This window comes from Salinivibrio socompensis S35 (assembly GCF_000513715.1).
GTDB lineage: Bacteria > Pseudomonadota > Gammaproteobacteria > Enterobacterales > Vibrionaceae > Salinivibrio > Salinivibrio socompensis.
The window spans coordinates 1-16894 of record NZ_AQOD01000131.1 but is presented as its reverse complement, the minus strand read 5'-3'; the positions used below and the strand labels follow the sequence as shown (position 1 = coordinate 16894).

The 16894-nt window shown below is 50.4% G+C and carries 14 protein-coding genes and 3 pseudogenes; 9 read left to right on the top strand and 8 right to left on the bottom strand.

The genetic code is table 11. The features are described from left to right. Nucleotides 1-146: 146 nt before the first annotated feature. From DZ54_RS21915 to DZ54_RS25565, 4 genes and pseudogenes are all read right to left on the bottom strand, one after another. Nucleotides 147-1390 (bottom strand): annotated as a pseudogene (locus tag DZ54_RS21915) (dicarboxylate/amino acid:cation symporter). Between the two features lie 197 nt (nucleotides 1391-1587). Continuing rightward, nucleotides 1588-1992 (bottom strand): hypothetical protein, encoded by a 405-nt coding sequence (locus DZ54_RS0113880; protein WP_025674711.1) that lies wholly within the window; start codon nucleotides 1990-1992, stop codon nucleotides 1588-1590. Nucleotides 1993-2042: 50 nt separating this feature from the next. Continuing rightward, nucleotides 2043-2879, bottom strand: coding sequence for a proprotein convertase P-domain-containing protein (locus DZ54_RS25570; RefSeq protein WP_205619410.1), 837 nt, complete (start codon nucleotides 2877-2879; stop codon nucleotides 2043-2045). 130 nt (nucleotides 2880-3009) lie between these two features. Next, nucleotides 3010-3909: a S8 family serine peptidase gene (locus DZ54_RS25565; RefSeq protein ID WP_205619409.1), complete on the bottom strand. Its 900-nt coding sequence runs from the start codon at nucleotides 3907-3909 to the stop codon at nucleotides 3010-3012. Between the two features lie 343 nt (nucleotides 3910-4252). On the opposite strand from DZ54_RS25565, the gene DZ54_RS0113870 reads away from it, so the two are divergent. Both DZ54_RS0113870 and yjjX read left to right on the top strand, forming a co-directional pair. Continuing rightward, entirely contained in the window at nucleotides 4253-5092 is an 840-nt protein-coding gene (locus tag DZ54_RS0113870) for a sterol desaturase family protein (protein ID WP_240472758.1), read from the top strand. Between the two features lie 5 nt (nucleotides 5093-5097). Next, nucleotides 5098-5612: pseudogene (yjjX, locus tag DZ54_RS21905) on the top strand (inosine/xanthosine triphosphatase). 58 nt (nucleotides 5613-5670) lie between these two features. On the opposite strand, the gene trpR reads toward yjjX, so the two are convergent. Together trpR and sltY are read right to left on the bottom strand one after the other, a co-directional pair. Then, the gene (trpR, locus tag DZ54_RS0113860; protein ID WP_025674708.1) at nucleotides 5671-5985 is read right to left on the bottom strand and encodes a trp operon repressor; all 315 of its coding nucleotides are present in this window, start codon (nucleotides 5983-5985) and stop codon (nucleotides 5671-5673) included. Nucleotides 5986-6026: 41 nt separating this feature from the next. Next, nucleotides 6027-8033 carry a murein transglycosylase gene (gene sltY, locus DZ54_RS0113855; protein WP_025674706.1) on the bottom strand — a complete coding sequence of 669 codons (2007 nt, stop codon included), beginning with the start codon at nucleotides 8031-8033 and terminating at the stop codon, nucleotides 6027-6029. 208 nt (nucleotides 8034-8241) lie between these two features. Between sltY and ettA the strand changes: the two are divergent. From ettA to DZ54_RS0113840, 3 genes and pseudogenes are all read left to right on the top strand, one after another. Beyond that, nucleotides 8242-9908, top strand: a pseudogene (gene ettA, locus DZ54_RS21900) (energy-dependent translational throttle protein EttA). A gap of 225 nt (nucleotides 9909-10133) precedes the next feature. Beyond that, a complete protein-coding gene (locus DZ54_RS0113845) occupies nucleotides 10134-10484 on the top strand; it encodes a PilZ domain-containing protein (protein WP_037354595.1) in 351 nt (116 codons plus the stop codon). A gap of 49 nt (nucleotides 10485-10533) precedes the next feature. Next, the gene (locus DZ54_RS0113840) at nucleotides 10534-11538 is read left to right on the top strand and encodes a M23 family metallopeptidase (RefSeq protein WP_025674700.1); all 1005 of its coding nucleotides are present in this window, start codon (nucleotides 10534-10536) and stop codon (nucleotides 11536-11538) included. An 86-nt stretch (nucleotides 11539-11624) separates the two neighbouring features. On the opposite strand, the gene radA is transcribed toward DZ54_RS0113840, so the two are convergent. Then, entirely contained in the window at nucleotides 11625-13001 is a 1377-nt protein-coding gene (gene radA / locus DZ54_RS0113835; protein ID WP_025674698.1) for a DNA repair protein RadA, read from the bottom strand. A 121-nt stretch (nucleotides 13002-13122) separates the two neighbouring features. On the opposite strand from radA, the gene DZ54_RS23680 reads away from it, so the two are divergent. Genes DZ54_RS23680 through DZ54_RS23670 form a run of 3 tightly spaced genes read left to right on the top strand, consistent with a single transcriptional unit; the run spans nucleotide 13123 to nucleotide 15478 of the window. Continuing rightward, entirely contained in the window at nucleotides 13123-14235 is a 1113-nt protein-coding gene (locus DZ54_RS23680; RefSeq protein WP_164831600.1) for a PilZ domain-containing protein, read from the top strand. Beyond that, a complete protein-coding gene (locus tag DZ54_RS23675; protein ID WP_051416034.1) occupies nucleotides 14232-14744 on the top strand; it encodes a PilZ domain-containing protein in 513 nt (170 codons plus the stop codon). Before DZ54_RS23680 ends, DZ54_RS23675 begins: the two co-directional genes overlap by 4 nt. Before the next feature lie 26 nt (nucleotides 14745-14770). Further along, on the top strand, nucleotides 14771-15478 hold the full coding sequence (locus tag DZ54_RS23670; RefSeq protein ID WP_128080533.1) for a hypothetical protein: 708 nt from the start codon (nucleotides 14771-14773) through the stop codon (nucleotides 15476-15478). Here DZ54_RS23670 and serB read toward each other — a convergent pair. Further along, entirely contained in the window at nucleotides 15475-16449 is a 975-nt protein-coding gene (gene serB, locus DZ54_RS0113825; RefSeq protein WP_025674696.1) for a phosphoserine phosphatase, read from the bottom strand. The genes DZ54_RS23670 and serB overlap by 4 nt on opposite strands. A 130-nt stretch (nucleotides 16450-16579) precedes the next feature. On the opposite strand from serB, the gene DZ54_RS0113820 reads away from it, so the two are divergent. Next, a partial coding sequence (locus DZ54_RS0113820; protein ID WP_205619408.1) for an AhpA/YtjB family protein occupies nucleotides 16580-16894 on the top strand: 315 nt, incomplete at its 3' end.

The window sequence follows — 16894 nt, the reverse complement described above, 5'->3', positions numbered from 1 at the left end:
TCACTGCCTTTTGCCTGCAGTGTTTAAATAACATAGCCCTTCCCATTCTCTATTTATCTATTTATCTATTTATCTATTTATCTATTTATCTATTTATCTATTTATCTATTTATCTAGGCAAGGCTAACCGAGTTCCCTTTCTTTGACTAACCAAAACGCTTTTGCCATTTATCGATCACCGTGGCACCAATCAGGTCGCCTTGCACGTTGACCGCGGTGCGGAAGGTATCGAGCGGACGCTCAATGATCAGCAAGATAGCAATGGCTTCAAGCGGAATCCCTGCAGCCAGTAGCACCAACTGCATGCCAGACATTGAGCCTGATGGCATACCCGGCGCGCCAACCGATGACACCATGGCCATAATAAAGATCATTACAATGCCCGTGGTAGACAGGTCAATGCCAAACAATTGTGCCAAAAAAACAGCTGCAATCCCTTCAAACAGCGCGGTGCCATCCATGTTCATCACCGCGCCTAACGGCAGTACCATACTGGCAGTCGATGGGGTTACCTTTAGCTCTTCTTTTGCCGCCTGCATAGACACCGGCAGTGTTGCCGCGCTTGATGAGGTGGCGAACGCCATTGCAAGTGGCGCAGAAATCGCGCGGAATAAGGCGATAAAACCGATTCCTCCCGCGACACGTGCGATCAGTGGCAGCACAATCACACCATGTACCATCGTTAGTGCAAAGACTAAAGCCGCGAAGCTAAACAACTGACCAAATAGGTCATTGTCTCCTTGATGCGAAAATTGAAAAACAATTGCAAAAACGGCAAAAGGCGCCAGTTTGATGATCCCGGCCACCAGCGTATTAATGCCTTGGTTTAAACCACGGATGGTATCAAATAACGGGTGTTTTTCCGGCAACGCACGATCAATGAAATGCCGAATAAAATCGTAAACACCACGATCGCCAGCAAGTTACCGCTACTCAACGCTTCAATGGGATTCACCAAGGCCATGTTGACGAGTTTGGTAGCAATCGCTCCCGCACCCGCTGCCTCTTGGTTGATAAAGCTAATGCTCTCATCGACCGGTGGTGCATTGGTTAGCGGTTGCCATTCTGGCATCAGGAGTGCGGCACCAAGGCCAATGGTGATAGCAATCGTCGTGGTAAAGCCGTAGAACAAAAGCGTGGCACCGCCTAGACGTTTTAAGCGTACCACGTTGCCAATATTACTGATCCCCTCCAATAATGAGAGCAATATCATCACACCAACTACGGCTTTCAAAAGGCCAATATAGCCGACCTTGGCAAGCATGAGTAACGAATACCAGGTGGTTTGCTCTGCGTTCTCAATGGGGCCAAATAGCGTTCCCGCTAGCCAGGCCAGCGCCGCCGCCAGTGCTATTTGCAATGGCAAAGAATGTTTTATTTTTTTCCACATCGTTTTTCCCTCGCTGCAGACGGCGTCTGCATGCTGATGACCTGTCTGATTTATTGGGGTTTAATGGCGGAAAATAATAACAAGGGGAGCCCCTAAGCTCATGTAAAAATTATGAACATTCTGGAATAACTAGTAACAAAATAATTGGTTGAAGCATGAAAGCCCGCCAGACATTGGCGGGCGATGCACTTTACATATTACTGTGGTTGTTGATTTTGGGGATTAAGTTCGAGGTTTACCGGGGTATCGAGCGATTGATTGAGTGCTTTTTCCAACGCCAATACATTCACGCCCGGGTTCGCTTCAAGTAGTGCGACTCCATCCATATAACTCACTAGCTCCAAACCATATTGATCCGCGAGTTGGTCGGCTTGTACCTCACTCGCTTTCACCAAAATCGAGCCAGTCACCGTTAATGGTGTGCTCTGGGTAGACAAAGCCACTTTATCTCCCACCATTACGCCTATTTGCTCACCATTCATGTTACGACCATTATCTGCCGTATCCACCACGACATAGCGCTCGCCATTTAATTCAACCGTAGCGGCACTAACGCCCATCGTCAGCGCCATCGCGGCAAGTGCTGTGATTAACTTTTTCATACTTTTCTCCTATTAACCGCGATGACCAATGACACGCAATGACCATTGCATTAGTTTGCCATCAGCGCTGTTATTGGTAGGGATTTCACTTCCCCTCCCAAGCTGTATTGACGTGTTTCACCATCGGTATCAGTAACATGTAACGTCCATTGACCCGCTGAACTTTCGCTATTGAATTTATGGCTAAGCATTAAGTGATCGGTAAAACCCTCTGGATAAGTGCTATCCAGCACATTCGATAACATGCTGTTACGCGGCGACATAAGCACGCTGCGTGTGCCAGATGGCGATTCGAGCTCGAGCAACAGATCGGACATACGGCTATGATCAATTGAGCTACGTACTTGCACCGCCTCAATAGTGAGGTTATCTGTCACTCGTACACTATCGGCGGTTGAGGCTGTTCCTCCGTCAGCAATTGCGAGCCCTGTGTCACCATTTTGGTTGTGATAAGACCAAGCCCAATCCGTAAACACTTGCTCAGGCAAAGGTTGATACGTTTCTGCCGCCTCAAGCGCCGCATTAACATCAATTAATCCAAACCCATAAGTTGGGCTATACCAACGATCGGCCGCGTTTTGTTGCCAACCTTCTAGTCCCGTGACAGTGCGAGTCTGCCCTTGTGCCGTTTGGTAGCTTAAGCGTATATCATCACTATTCGTATCCACACGAGTCGCCGTCGTCGCTAACAGATGGCGAATATCACGCTGGGAAAGGTTCGGATAGGCCGATATGAGTAGCGCGAACGCACCCGAGGTGTTTGGTGCAGCCGATGATGTGCCGTTCATCACACTGTTAAAGTCACAGGTATTGTCGATGTCCGTGCCACCGTGAAGGTCGTGTGAATCATAAGGGATGCGATCGTCGCGATTGTACCCATGGTACAACCGGTCAAATCTGTGGTGATATGCGCGGGTTTATTGGTACCGTACTCGCCTCCTGGGGCTGTCAAGAATACGTTGCTGCCGACCGACGAATACGACGAGCGCTTGCCATCCGCATTCAACGCACTGACAGTCACATTCCAATAGTTAGCATTACTCGAGGATTGGTTGCTGTTTTGCCATGGCAATCCATCATTATCCCCCACAGGCCAAGTCGCTCTCGATTAAACGAGGTGCGACTGTAGCCATTGCCCGCCGATTTGATAAAGACTGCGCCCAATCCGCCAAAGGCGTTCGTGCTCATTTTTTTGTACTGAGCGTTTTGACGACCATCATAGCTCATCGGATCATCGCTGTACGAATAGCTACGCACACCAGAGCCACCATAACTCTGGTTGAATACGCGGACATCATCCGAGTAGCCTTCGCGGCCGTGACTGATTTCCCACGCTTTTTGGCTTTGGTATGCAAGGTAATTATAGCCTTGTAGATTGGCAAGCGGTGCGACCCCCATACCACCGAGGCCGTTGTCGCGAACAGCCGCGATAATGCCCGCTACCGAGGTACCGTGGGCCGTATTACGACTGCTCCATCCCTCTGGTGTCGGATCGTCATCGCGGTCAACAAAATCGTAAGATTTTCCTGCACGCACATTAGCCACCAGATCTGGATGTGCAACTTCTAAACCATCATCAACCACGGCAACATTGACGTTTTGGCCTAAAATATCTTGTCGATGTGCCCACCAAAGGTTTAAATCATTGCCCGGTTGACCACCTTCTCGTGCAAACGCATTCTGGCCACTATTAAGCAAATGCCACTGTTCAGCCGTGAAAGGATCATCTCCTGGTAAGCAGCGGTCGGCACTGGTACGTCCAATATCAACCGGCTCATTGCCTGTTAATACCACACAAGCTTGCGGATCAGGATCGGTAGGGGGCTCAACGGGATCGGGCACTTGTGCCATCGCCCACGCCCCAGAGGTGTGGAAAAGTGCGCCGATAATCAGCGCAAGAGAGCTGTGTTTGTGCATTTATCATTCCTTTTTACACTAACGAGATATGTCTCGGTTCTGAGAGACTCATTATTAGTAAAAAGAAATAATCTCAATAGAAACAGGCGATTAGTATTAACGTGATCTCGAGCTTAAACTTTAGAGCAGGTAATCTAATTCGTTGAACAGGGCCTGCAAGTTTAACGTTCCCGTTACATTTGTATTCAAAGCCTGTGATGTGAAAGAATCCCCGAGCCTATACCCAACCATCAATCGATTGATGCTGCCCCGCCGACCATCGTAACCCATCCGACAATTATTGCTGGCTGACTAAACGTCTTGTCTCGTTATCGCGTACTATGAGGGCAAACAAGGAGCGATAATGAACTGGATTGAAACACATGAAGCGGGATTTCGACTTGGCCTATTCGTGCTCGTACTCGTGATCATGCTGGTCGCCGAGTGGCAATGGCCCAAACGTCAATTAACTCGTACTCGACGTGAACGCTGGCGGGGCAATATTACACTCACCGCGTTTAATACGCTAACGCTTCGGCTACTGGCACCGCTCTCAGCAGTTGGTGTTGCCAGCCTTGTCGATGAATCAGGGTGGGGACTGCTTAATCAGTTCTCTTTGCCGCTTTGGGCGACGGTAATCCTCACGCTGATCGTGATGGATTTGGCGATTTGGTATCAACACAAGCTATTCCATGAACTCCCTTGGTTATGGCGATTGCATTTGGTTCACCATGCCGACATGGATATTGATGTCACCACTGGGGCACGCTTTCACACCGTCGAGATTTGGCTTTCGATGGCGATAAAATGTGCACTGGTGGCCTTGTTAGGCGCGCCTGTTTTAGGTGTGATTCTGTTTGAAACCGTATTAAGCAGCATGGCGATGTTTAACCACAGCAACGTCCGTTTACCGCTGCGTTTAGATGACTGGCTGCGCCGTATCGTCGTCACGCCCGATATGCATCGCGTTCACCATTCCACCCGCTTTCATGAATGTAATGCCAACTATGGCTTTAATTTGTCTTGCTGGGATCGCTGGTTCAAGACTTATGTCGCCCAGCCTCACAAAGGCCACCAGGATATGCGAATTGGCTTAAATGAAGTAACGCAAGCCAATGATGCCAGTAGCATTATAGGAATGCTGCGTTTGCCTTTACGCTGGCGTATACTGCAGCGCGCCTACCCACACGATAAGGAGCGCTAGGGCATATGACCCACGTAATCATCACCTCACAAAACCCAGCCAAAATCTCTGCCGTCAAAGCAGCATTTTATGACGCCTTTCCCAACACCGACTTCACGTTTACCGGGGTGTCTGTCCCCAGTGATGTCGCCGAACAACCCATGACCGAACAAGAAACCTATTCAGGCGCATGCAATCGAGTTAAGCACGCGCAAGACCGCTATCAAGGGGATTATTTTGTGGGGATAGAAGCGGGCCTAGATGGCCAACATACCTTTGCTTGGATGGTCATTGCTCAAGACGATATGCGAGGCGAAGCACGCTCAGCATCGCTTCCTCTTCCGCCGGAAGCGCTCAATGCATTGCATCAAGGCGAGGAACTCGGTGATGTGATGGATAGGATGTTTAGCCAGCACAATGTGAAACAAAAAGGCGGGGCGATTGGCATGCTAACCGGCCACCGATTAACGCGTTCCAGCGTTTATCATCAAGCTTGATCATGGCGCTGATCCCATTTATGCATCCGCATCTTTATCGTTAACAGCCTAGAAGCAAAAACGGCGCCCGTGGGCGCCGTTTTTAGTGGGATAGACGGGCGATCAAGAGCGTGTTTGCTCCGCCTCGCGCTTGAGCAAATCGGCGAGCCAGATTTTGGTCTCCTCATCCATCCGCTTTAATTCGTTTGAGCCTCGGGTCACCGTTGCGATCCCCACCCCCAGCAACTGACTCAGTTGACGCTGACTCATCCTTCCCTCTAATAACTCATGCAAAATATTGATTCGGGCAACCAACGTATCTCGCTCGTCAGGGGTTAATAGTGCCGTCAGCAATGCATCATCGTTATCGTCTTTTCCGGCTAAACGCACCAAAGAAATAACATCTTGCCAACCAGAGAATGCAGGCGATTGCGACATGGTTTCCTCTCGCTCTTTACGTGATAACGGCAATGATAACATTAATAGCGCTGAGCCAGCTCGTGCGCACTTAAAAATTGCACCGGCTCACCTAACAGCTGACGATAATAAATATCGAACATCAATACGTTCTGCACATAGTGCCGCGTCTCGTAAAACGGAATCGATTCAATAAAGGCAATCGCATCCATATGTCCTTGTGATCGCTCCAACCAACGCGTCACCCGATGTGGGCCCGCGTTATAGGCAGCAAATGCCAAGATGCGATTACTGTCAAAGCGATCCAGCATCATTTTTAAGTAACCGCTACCGAGGCGAATATTCACTCCCGGATCACTTAAGCTAGCAGGGCCTTGGTAATCAAACCCTAACTGACGAGAGGTTTCGCGTGCCGTGCGGGGCATTAACTGCATTAGACCTCTTGCGCCCACATGAGACACCGCGCGAGTAAAAAAGGCGCTCTCTTGACGCGATAAAGCCATCAGTGTGGTTTTGTCTACGCCACGCTCGCGACTGAAAAATTCAAACCACCACTGATGCGCAAGAGGAAAACGAAGTGGCAAGTGATCCCACATTTTTCCGGCAATCGTGGCTTGAACGGCTAAATGATACCAATGATTTTTGTTTGCATAAGCCGCCAGTAATGCAATTTGTTCATCACTGGCGCGTTGCAATACATAATACCATTCACGCTTGGCCGCATAAACTTTATCTAAGGCAATCAACTCATCCACTCGCGCCAGCACATCATTGACAGGCATTAACCCTGCTTCTTTTAACACGGCGGTACGTGAAGGTATCGCAATGGATTTATCTAAATGCTGCGCCGCTGCCACGCTGTAGAAGTTACGCTCACCGAGCATGGTGGCAAACGCTTGGTTGGCTGACGTGCTATCACCAAGCTCCAGCTTGAGCCTCGCTTGCCAATATCGCCATTTTAAAGACTGCTTCGCCTCGTCGCTGAGCAATGAGAGCCATTGGTTAAGCGCGTACCAATCCCCCTCTACTAGGGCTAGGCGAAAGCGTCGTTCTAATAGGCCATCATCACTACTTTGACGCAGCATGCGATCTCGCCACCCCGCTAGCGCTGGCTCATCATCATTCATTAATTGGCCAATCAAGTAATCGGCAATCTCTTGTCGTTCTCGTTCATCGTAATGCTGACCCTCAACTGAGCGGCGAAAATGGCGAATAGCTTGCGCTTCATCTTTACGCGCTAAACGTTCAAACGTCAGACGGGTGAGCTTTTGATTAAAAGGGGTCACTCTACTGCGCTTGGAAAAGTCAGCCACTTGTTCGGGTTGGTCATATAAGTCCAACACCTGCTCACCAACCGCACCATCCGAATCGGGTAACTGGCGTAACAAATAACGCATTAAGTTGCGGTTACGTGCCTCGAACGTTAATAACATGCGCTGTAAAATGAGATCACCCGTCAGCAATCCTTGTTCAGATAAAAAGCCAAATAAGGGATCGCAACGATCATCAACCGATTGGCCCGATAAATACAAAGATTTCGCGCCACTGCGGGCTAGCGCCTGATTGCCTGCTTGGCTATGCGCATAATAATATTGACACTGATATCGCTCACCGCGAGGTACGTCAGGCTGAAACGCGACCAAGGTTTTCCAATCCCTCCGGTCCGCCAGCAAAGTGAGATAATCTGCACGCAAACTATTCGCGAATGGCATCGTGGCATAGCGCTGAATAAAATTCGTGACGGAAGTGTGCGACTTTTTGGCAAGGTTGCGGGTGAAATCACGGTAATCGAGATACGGGTACAAAGGATAATCACGCAGTTGTGCTTTTAATCGGTGAAACTGGTGTAAGTCGCCGCGTTCAATCGCATCGATTGCCGCTTCATACTGGCGCTGCTGGGGAGTCATTTGACCACTTCCTGGGCTTGCGGAGGCCTCAGCCATCGGCACCGATAAGCTTGAGATCAACACGACCCCTGATACCAATAGGGGGAAGAAGGCACGGGCGTGATGAAAAGCCGCACGACATGCTGACTTAAGAGGCCCGGATACGGCGATGAATCGTTCCATGTCAAAGTTCGCTCCTATTGTATGTGACACTGATTGTATGTGACATCGAGTAGACAACAACCCAACCTGCAAATTCCCTGAGGGGGTCCGAGCGGTTTGTCGGCACGTCTCGCTATATTAGCGATCGAATATGACAATCACTGTTAAACTTGGCAAAGTTAACGTTAGAATAGCGTTTTTCACACCACAACGATTAACGTGAGCGGAAATGGCTGAGTACGTATATACCATGTCGCAGGTGAGCAAGATCGTGCCACCTAAGCGTCAAATTCTTAAAGATATTTCTTTGTGTTTCTTCCCAGGTGCCAAAATTGGGGTACTGGGTCTAAATGGGGCCGGTAAATCGAGCCTATTGCGCATTATGGCCGGTATCGATACGAGATTGAGGGCGAAGCCCGTGTGCAATCCGGGATCAAAATCGGGTACCTCCCACAAGAGCCGAAACTGGATGAAGAAAAAACCGTCCGAGAAACCGTTGAAGAAGCGGTCTCTGACGTCAAAGAGGCATTAACGCGTCTGGACGGTGTCTATGCCGCCTATGCTGAACCTGATGCCGACTTCGATGCTTTAGCACAAGAGCAAGGTGAGCTGGAAGCACTGATCCAGGCCAAAGATGGGCACAACCTCGACAATGCGTTGGAGCGTGCGGCGGACGCACTTCGTTTGCCCGAGTGGGAGGCGCAAATCAAGCACCTTTCAGGGGGTGAACGTCGTCGTGTCGCTATCTGCCGTTTGTTACTCGAAAAACCGGACATGCTGCTGCTTGATGAGCCAACTAACCACCTCGACGCTGAATCAGTCGCATGGCTTGAGCATTTCTTAGTCGATTATTCTGGCACTGTGGTCGCTATCACCCACGATCGTTACTTCTTGGATAACGCCGCCGGCTGGATCCTTGAGCTTGACCGTGGGGAAGGCATTCCATGGGAAGGCAACTACTCCTCTTGGCTCGAGCAAAAAGATGTGCGTTTAAAACAAGAAGCGTCGCAAGAAAAAGCACGTCAGAAAACCATTGAGAAAGAACTTGAGTGGGTTCGCCAGAATCCAAAAGGCCGTCAGGCGAAATCAAAAGCCCGTATGGCCCGCTTTGAAGAGCTCAACACCACGGATTATCAACGTCGCAACGAGACGAATGAGCTGTTTATTCCCCCAGGCCCACGTCTGGGTGAAAAAGTCATTGAAGTGAACAACCTGACCAAGTCGTTTGGTGATCGCGTCTTGATCGATGACTTGTCCTTTAGCGTGCCGAAAGGGGCGATCGTCGGTATTGTCGGCCCTAACGGCGCGGGTAAGTCAACCCTGTTCAAAATGCTAAGTGGTACCGAAACCCCAGATGCCGGTACCGTTGAAGTAGGCGACACCGTGCAATTAGCCTCGGTCGATCAATTCCGTGACAGCATGGATGATAACAACACCGTCTACGATGAGATCTCTGAAGGGGCGGATATCATCCGCATCAATAATTTTGAGTTACCTGCACGCGCTTATGTATCTCGCTTTAACTTTAAAGGCAGTGATCAACAAAAACGTATTGGTGACTTGTCAGGCGGCGAGCGTAACCGTGTGCACCTCGCCAAATTGCTAAAAGCAGGCGGTAACGTGCTGCTCCTTGATGAACCAACTAACGACCTGGACGTAGAGACGCTCCGTGCGCTTGAAGAAGCACTGTTAGAGTTCCCAGGCTGTGCGATGGTGATCTCGCACGACCGCTGGTTCCTCGACCGTGTCGCGACCCATATTCTCGACTATCGTGATGAAGGCCAAGTGAACTTCTTTGAGGGTAATTTTGCTGAATACACGGATTGGTTGAAGAAAACATTGGGCGCACAAGCGGCCGAGCCACATCGCATCAAGTACAAACGTGTCGTCAAATAATCACGCATACACCACAGCAAGGGCAGCATCGGCTGCCCTTTTTCTTACCGCTCGCCGTCTCGATAAACCGTATTGCCGCCTGTTCCTAGCCCAACTCGACCACTAAAGCGTTTCAAATATGAGATTAGTCACTCAATCGTTATTGTGATCGTCCCGTATCACCTACACTAAAACCAGTGAATAAGGAGATGCCATCATGCCAGAGCGTAGAAAATTTCCCGCGTGATGTACCGGGCGCCGGCGATACTCAAGCAAGGCGAGCTGGAATGGCACGCACAGGTACTGGATCTGTCACTTAAAGGGGTATTGCTCAGTCGTCCTGAAAACTGGCAGGCCGATCCCGAATACAACGCGTTTCTGCTGGTTTTTTACCTTCATGATTCGGATGTAGAGTTAGACATGGACTGCATTCTGGTGAATAACTGCAAGAATTATCTCCATCTTTACATCGATCACATTGACATTGATAGCGTCAGTCATTTAAAAAGGCTCGTTGAACTTAACGTGGGCAATGATGAACTACTTCATCGCGAGCTCGCGCAATTGACTGACCACATGGCGGACCCCAAGTCTTAGTCCCGTACGGTCATGGACGGTATAAAATGCAGGCTAGCAGTAACCAGTCATGACAGACCACATCCACATTGCCGTGACACACCCTAACGGGGTGAAACACTATACGCTTTGCCCTACCCGCAAAAAGGTGGTGCAAACCCTCGCGTTAGTGATATTAGCGATACTGACCATCACCTTTGCCAGCTTGTATTTACTTTCTGAGCGTTCAACCGAAGCCGAAGCAGCCATCGATCGCCTGCGCCAAGAACGTGTCGTTTTAAATAACGAGGTGGCGATGTTGCAGCAAAAGCGCGATGAGCTCTCACAGACGATCGAGAATAAAGATGTCGAACTTACCGCCATTACTCAACGCGTGGTCACAGTTGAAGATATGCTCGGGCTGCAATCCGTGGCGAAAGACGCTTCACTAACGCACCGTCTTGATGTCGCGGCGATTAACTCGGCGGTACGCTACACCATGCTCCAGCTAATCCCCAACGGGAAACCGATTGAAAGCTACCGACGATCCTCGGGGTATGGCTCACGCACTCACCCTGTCACGGGGAAAGAAAAATTCCACATGGGCTTAGATTTAACTTCGGACATTGGCACGCCGGTATATGCCCCCGCAGATGGCGTCGTCGAGTATGTTCGCCCAAGTCGACGCAAAGGGTATGGCAACTTCGTCAAAATCGACCACGCCTTTGGCTTTATGACACTCTACGCTCATTTGGATAAATTCAACGTCCGTAGTGGGCAATTTGTGAAAAAAGGCGATCTGATTGCCTGGTCAGGTAACACCGGTTTATCGACCGGTCCGCATTTACATTATGAAGTGCGTTTTTTAGGCCGAGCCCTCGATCCTCGACGCTTTATCAAATGGAGTACAGATCAGTTTGATTCCTTACTCGAAAACGAAAAACGCGTGAGCTGGGGCCATCTAGTTGCCGTGGTGGAGAATCTGGTCGAAACCCAGGTGCAAGTGGCGAATATGCCAGACGCAAAACCACCGTTAAGCACTGCACAGCAACGTGAGGCGGATAATGAGGCGGTGCCAAGCAAGGCCTCTATGTAACGCCTGTCAGGCCGCTTGAGCCCGTTTAACGCTGATAGCGCCCACCAAGACAGGGGCGGACCCAGCCACTGCGTCTTTTCGCCTTTTTATAGATCCTCTAACACATCCAAAGCGTCCGATAGTTTACTGACACCATAAACCGCCATCCCTTCCATCGCGTGTTTAGGCATATTAGCTTTGGGGATCACTGCTTTTTTAAAGCCATGTTTCGCCGCTTCCATTAATCGCTCTTGGCCGCTCGGAACCGGCCGGATTTCCCCACCTAGCCCCACTTCACCAAACACCACGAGCTCTCTCGGTAGCGGGCGATCCCGAAAACTTGAGATCAAAGCCAATAACAAGGCCAGATCGGCACTGGTTTCAGTGACTTTTACCCCGCCAACCACATTCACAAACACATCTTGATCGGACATTTGCAACCCGCCGTGCTTGTGCAGAACCGCCAGCAGCAGCGCTAAACGATTTTGCTCCAAACCCACTGCGACACGGCGTGGATTCGATAATTGCGAATAATCCACCAGCGCCTGTAACTCAACCAATAAGGGGCGTGTCCCTTCCCATACCACCATCACTGAGCTACCGGAGGTCTGTTCTTCGCCACGAGAGAGAAAAATGGCCGAGGGATTACTGACTTCTTTTAGCCCCTGTCCGGTCATCGCAAAAACACCCAGCTCATTCACCGCACCAAACCGGTTTTTATGGCTACGCAACGTCCGAAAACGGCTGTCGCTCGTGCCATCCAGTAACACCGAGCAGTCGACGCAATGCTCAAGTACTTTCGGGCCAGCCAATGTGCCATCTTTGGTCACATGCCCGACCATAAAAATGGCCACATTGTGTTGTTTGGCATAACGGGTCAAGGAGGCAGCAGATTCACGAACTTGCGCCACGCTCCCGGGGGCCGATTGCACATCAGCAACATGCATCACCTGGATGGAGTCGATTACCATGATCTTAGGCTGCTCTTTTTTTGCAACCTGACAAATGGTTTCAACCCCCGTTTCAGACAAGAGTTTGAGCTTGTCTTTCGTCAATCCAAGTCGGTCAGCACGCATTGCAACTTGTTGGAGCGATTCTTCCCCGGTGATATACAGTGTCGGTAAGTGTTGCGCCAACCCCACCATGGTTTGCAATAGCAAGGTACTTTTACCCGCCCCAGGGTTACCGCCGATAAGGATGGCCGCTCCCGGCACAATACCGCCACCTAGCACCCGATCGAGCTCTTTAAAGCCACTACTCAGACGCGGCACTTCCTGCAAGTTGATATCCTGCAAGGTTTGCACCGCTCCCTCCGCACTGCCCGCATAACCGGCGTATTTTTCATTACGTGCAACTTGAGGAGAGGCGGCCAGTCTCACTTCGGTAATAGTGTTCCACGCCCCACATGCTGAGCACTGTCCTTGCCAACGCGGAAAATCTGCCCCACAGTCATTACACACGTAGGCTCGTTTTGTTTTTGCCATTCGCTCTCCAATACGTATGATGTCAGCCAATTCACAAAATGATTGCTATCTTATTCATTATTCCGACACTTTTCAGGAAGATGCCGTTAACAAAGTAGGCAATACTTTACCAGACTTTGCTATGAAGCAGGATGATTACCAGGGACTGATTGAGCAACTGCTTCCTCTGTCCCAAACCCCAAAATTTGAGGTGTTGCTCGATAAGCTGACGGCGAACGAGCCCAACTCGGCTAAGCTGCTGATCAAAATGGAGATCAGACGGCTGATGACCCCATGCAATCGCGCTATCGACCTACGCGGAAAGGTGGATGGAGAATGCCACGAATACACCTTGCATGACCAAAAGCACTGGCTCGATGATGTAGCGATCAACCGCTACTACGACCGCTTGCCCATGTATAACGGCCAACTCACCCAGGGACTATGGGAAGATTTGCATAATACGCCGAATAATTTTCGGGTGAAGCACGAGCAAGAAAAGCAACGCCAACAGCAGGGGAAAGGCCCGGTCAGCGATGCGTCACAGTCAGCGCTACTTCCGGAGAAACTAACATTTGGCCGTTACTTATCGCGCAGTGAAAGCCGCATGCATTTTGCTACGCAAGTTTTAATCACCCTCAATACCGGCCATGAAGTGCACGGGATGACCAGTGATTTATCGAACTCGGGCTGTCGTGTTCGTGTCCCTGCTGCTTTCGATTATCCACCCAGCTCAGAGGTGGTGGTGCGCTTTATCACCCTTGCACAAAAATACCCCGATCCAGATCTGGAGCGAGGACTGAGTTATCGGATTATCGGGGTAGAGGAAAATAAAGAGTCAACCAGTAATGTCTGGTTACGGTTACGGCTGGATACCAGCAGCGATGCCATAAAACAAGCGTTAGACGCAGAGATGACTGCGCCTGATTTTCGCGGCAAGCAAGATGGCGAAGACAAACTGCTGACGTTGAAACTACAAAGTTACGAGCAGTCATTTTTACATCACACCAGTGTATTACCGCTCTATTTCGCACAAGACAAACTGGAATACGTGCTACAAACGCGGCAAAACCAAGACCTTTGGGCCTATTGGCACGATAACCGTAATCAACCGGTGATCAACACCTGTTCAATACTGAGCGTTTATCTCTACTCCAACTCGACGGCGCCTCCACCAGCCAACTACTGCTCTACTGCTTTTACGTCGAAAAGAACAAACAGCGTTTTTTCTACTCCGCGTCTTCCAGTGAAATGAGCGAGGAAGCGCGTCAGCTTTTTTGGCACCTGGGCGCCAAGCGCGCCTCGTGGCGCGTGTTTAAAGTGACGATGTCTGCCATTAATGCGGCAGATATTGAACGCCTCCAAGATGTGTCACCCGATTGGCTTAACACCCTCAAAACCCTGACCCATGTCGCGTTGGTACAAGATGTCACCCATGCTGACGGCAAACGCAGTTACCTTGAACACCCTAAGCCTCAATGCTCGAGCCAGGTACTGCGGCGATTTTTACATGAACGTAATCCCGTTTGCCGGGCACAGCTCATCTCGTCAGATCGTCAACCTCAACGGCGGGAACCCAGGTATGCCTATCGCTCGCAAGTATCACTGGTCCATCCGGAACAAGGGACACTGAAAGGGCAGCTGATTGACTTTTCCTCTGGGGGGCTCAACGTCACGCTCAAGCAACCGTTTCAAGGGCCAGAGATGATATCGTATCCATCTCACTCGATGCCTTTGTCAATATTGACCCGCGCGCTCCCTTGATTGATATGCCGTATCAAGTGATTCGAGTGAGCCCGAAAAGGGACAATATTCAGCTAAAACTGACCACCGAGTCGCCGAATACCCGGCGTCGACAGTACTTGCGGCGATTGATTGAACATAATCAGGATAAGTTAACGGTACTCGATGAACGCTTACCCGATCCTCCACTGGTTTGGGCGATGCACCAGCTGTTACTGACGCGTTTGACCGTACAGCCCTATTTTGTCCGCCGTGATAACGGCGCGTTGTCGGTGTCCGCCGTGGGAATTAATTTACCACCAAGTCGCTTGCACCGCTTTCTCGAACGGGCGGGTGGCGGACGTCAGTTATCGTTTTATCCGGTTTTTGGCGATAAGATTTTAACGCGAACCCATGAAGTGACTCGACCCTCTCAGCCACTCAACGAGTTAGTGCGTGAGTACTTTGTGTGGGTTGATATCCAAGCAGACAAGGTACGAGCGGTACATACCTTTGCCGATAGCGAATTTGAATCTGACGACGCGCGACGTAAATTCATTCAGTTGGCACAAAAAGGCGGCGCGTTTGCCGTTATACGCAATCGCATGACCTCCCTCGCCCACGCCGAGCAAGACATTAACCCGTCCCAATTATCTGCATTACTCAAACGTGACACCCATAAGGCACGACAATTGGAAGATGAATTCATCTCACTCTGTGCGTACGGTGAGTTAGTGGATGTCACCGACGAAGTGTTAATGCGTCTGGGCCGTTAACGGGGTTGCCAACTGATTCTCCCCGCTCGAAGGCTCGCAGATAGCACACAGAGCACGCCCCCGAGCCAGCTATATTTGACGGCAGTTTGTGCGCGGGCATTCACGGTTGGCTTGGCGTGGTAGGCAATGCCGAGTCCAGCCGCGTCCATCATTATCAGATCATTGGCACCATCCCCGACCGCCACGGTGTTCTCAGGGGCAATGTCGTACTGCTGTGCCAGCGTGGTCAAAATATCCGCTTTGCGCTGGGCATCGACAACAGCCCCTTCCATGTCTCCGGTCAATGTGCCCTTGTGAATCCCAAGCTGGTTCGATTCGGCGTAGTCTAGCCCTAACTGATGCTGAAGGTCGTCAGAAAAGTGCGTGAAGCCACCGGAAGCGATTGCCACGTACCAACCGTGTGCTTTTAAACTTGCGACTAACGCGGCCATTTCCGGCATTAACGGCAAGTTGGCTTTCACATCATCGAGGACTGACACGTCGGTGCCTTTAAGCGCAGCAACGCGTTGACGCAAGCTTGCCTCAAAATCCAGCTCACCGAGCATCGCCCGCTCTGTCACCGCCGAGACCGCCTCACCAACGCCTGCGAGCGCAGCAATTTGATCAATACATTCAATCTCAATCGCGGTTGAGTCCATATCAAACACGGCCAATCCTGGCTTACTTAAATCGGGCAATGCGCGTAAATCCGCACAATCGAGCCCGAGAGCATCAATCACGGTTCGGTGATCGGGCGTGAGTTCACCGCCTATTAATAAAACCTGATACGGGCCAACACGCCACGCGTCGACCACATAGGTTTCATGGCCGGTAAAAAAGGTAATACTGTCTAAGTGGTCAGCGCTGACATCGGTCGAGAAGAGGATCCACCCGCCATCTCGGCGGCGATAAGGATGAGTGTGGATAACAGTAGGAAAGCGACGATACAGTCCTGATGCGCGGTAAATTGCGAAGGGCTTTGCCTTATCCATGGTCAGTGTTTTCCTTTCAGCTACCAAGCGAGGCCTGGTCAATGAATCAATCAAGATACGGCTGTGATACCATAAAAAGCGTATTCAGCTCCAGTGCTAATTACGCCGTCAAGACGGCTTCGAGGTAGGTATGTTTTCAATTTCGCGCAAAACGCTACGGCGAACTACTCGGTGGGGACTTCTGATCTGTGCAGTCAGTACCATTGCGGCGTTAATGCTCTATAGTACGACCTTAAGCCAACGTCAGTACCAAGCACTCTATCAGCAAACCGATCAGCTCGCCCAGTTGATGACGCGTCAAATTGGTGCCCAAGCCTATGATGCGCTGGTCGACAAAAATTACCAACCGCTGCAAACCTTGGCCGATCAGCTGGCGACCGAGCCTTTGATCCGTGATGCAAGCTTCTATCAATCAACGGGCGTCCCGTTGTCCGCTCTGTCAATG

Bases quoted from the DNA above. Each gene is read 5' to 3' on its own strand.
- sltY (WP_025674706.1), bottom strand. From the start codon at position 8,033: ATGGAACGATTCATCGCCGTATCCGGGCCTCTTAAGTCAGCATGTCGT.
- DZ54_RS23680 (WP_164831600.1), top strand. From the start codon at position 13,123: ATGAAGCAGGATGATTACCAGGGACTGATTGAGCAACTGCTTCCTCTG.
- DZ54_RS0113880 (WP_025674711.1), bottom strand. From the start codon at position 1,992: ATGAAAAAGTTAATCACAGCACTTGCCGCGATGGCGCTGACGATGGGC.
- serB (WP_025674696.1), bottom strand. From the start codon at position 16,449: ATGGATAAGGCAAAGCCCTTCGCAATTTACCGCGCATCAGGACTGTAT.
- DZ54_RS0113840 (WP_025674700.1), top strand. From the start codon at position 10,534: ATGACAGACCACATCCACATTGCCGTGACACACCCTAACGGGGTGAAA.
- DZ54_RS25565 (WP_205619409.1), bottom strand. From the start codon at position 3,909: ATGCACAAACACAGCTCTCTTGCGCTGATTATCGGCGCACTTTTCCAC.
- DZ54_RS23675 (WP_051416034.1), top strand. From the start codon at position 14,232: ATGAGCGAGGAAGCGCGTCAGCTTTTTTGGCACCTGGGCGCCAAGCGC.
- trpR (WP_025674708.1), bottom strand. From the start codon at position 5,985: ATGTCGCAATCGCCTGCATTCTCTGGTTGGCAAGATGTTATTTCTTTG.
- radA (WP_025674698.1), bottom strand. From the start codon at position 13,001: ATGGCAAAAACAAAACGAGCCTACGTGTGTAATGACTGTGGGGCAGAT.
- DZ54_RS0113870 (WP_240472758.1), top strand. From the start codon at position 4,253: ATGAACTGGATTGAAACACATGAAGCGGGATTTCGACTTGGCCTATTC.
- DZ54_RS0113845 (WP_037354595.1), top strand. From the start codon at position 10,134: ATGTACCGGGCGCCGGCGATACTCAAGCAAGGCGAGCTGGAATGGCAC.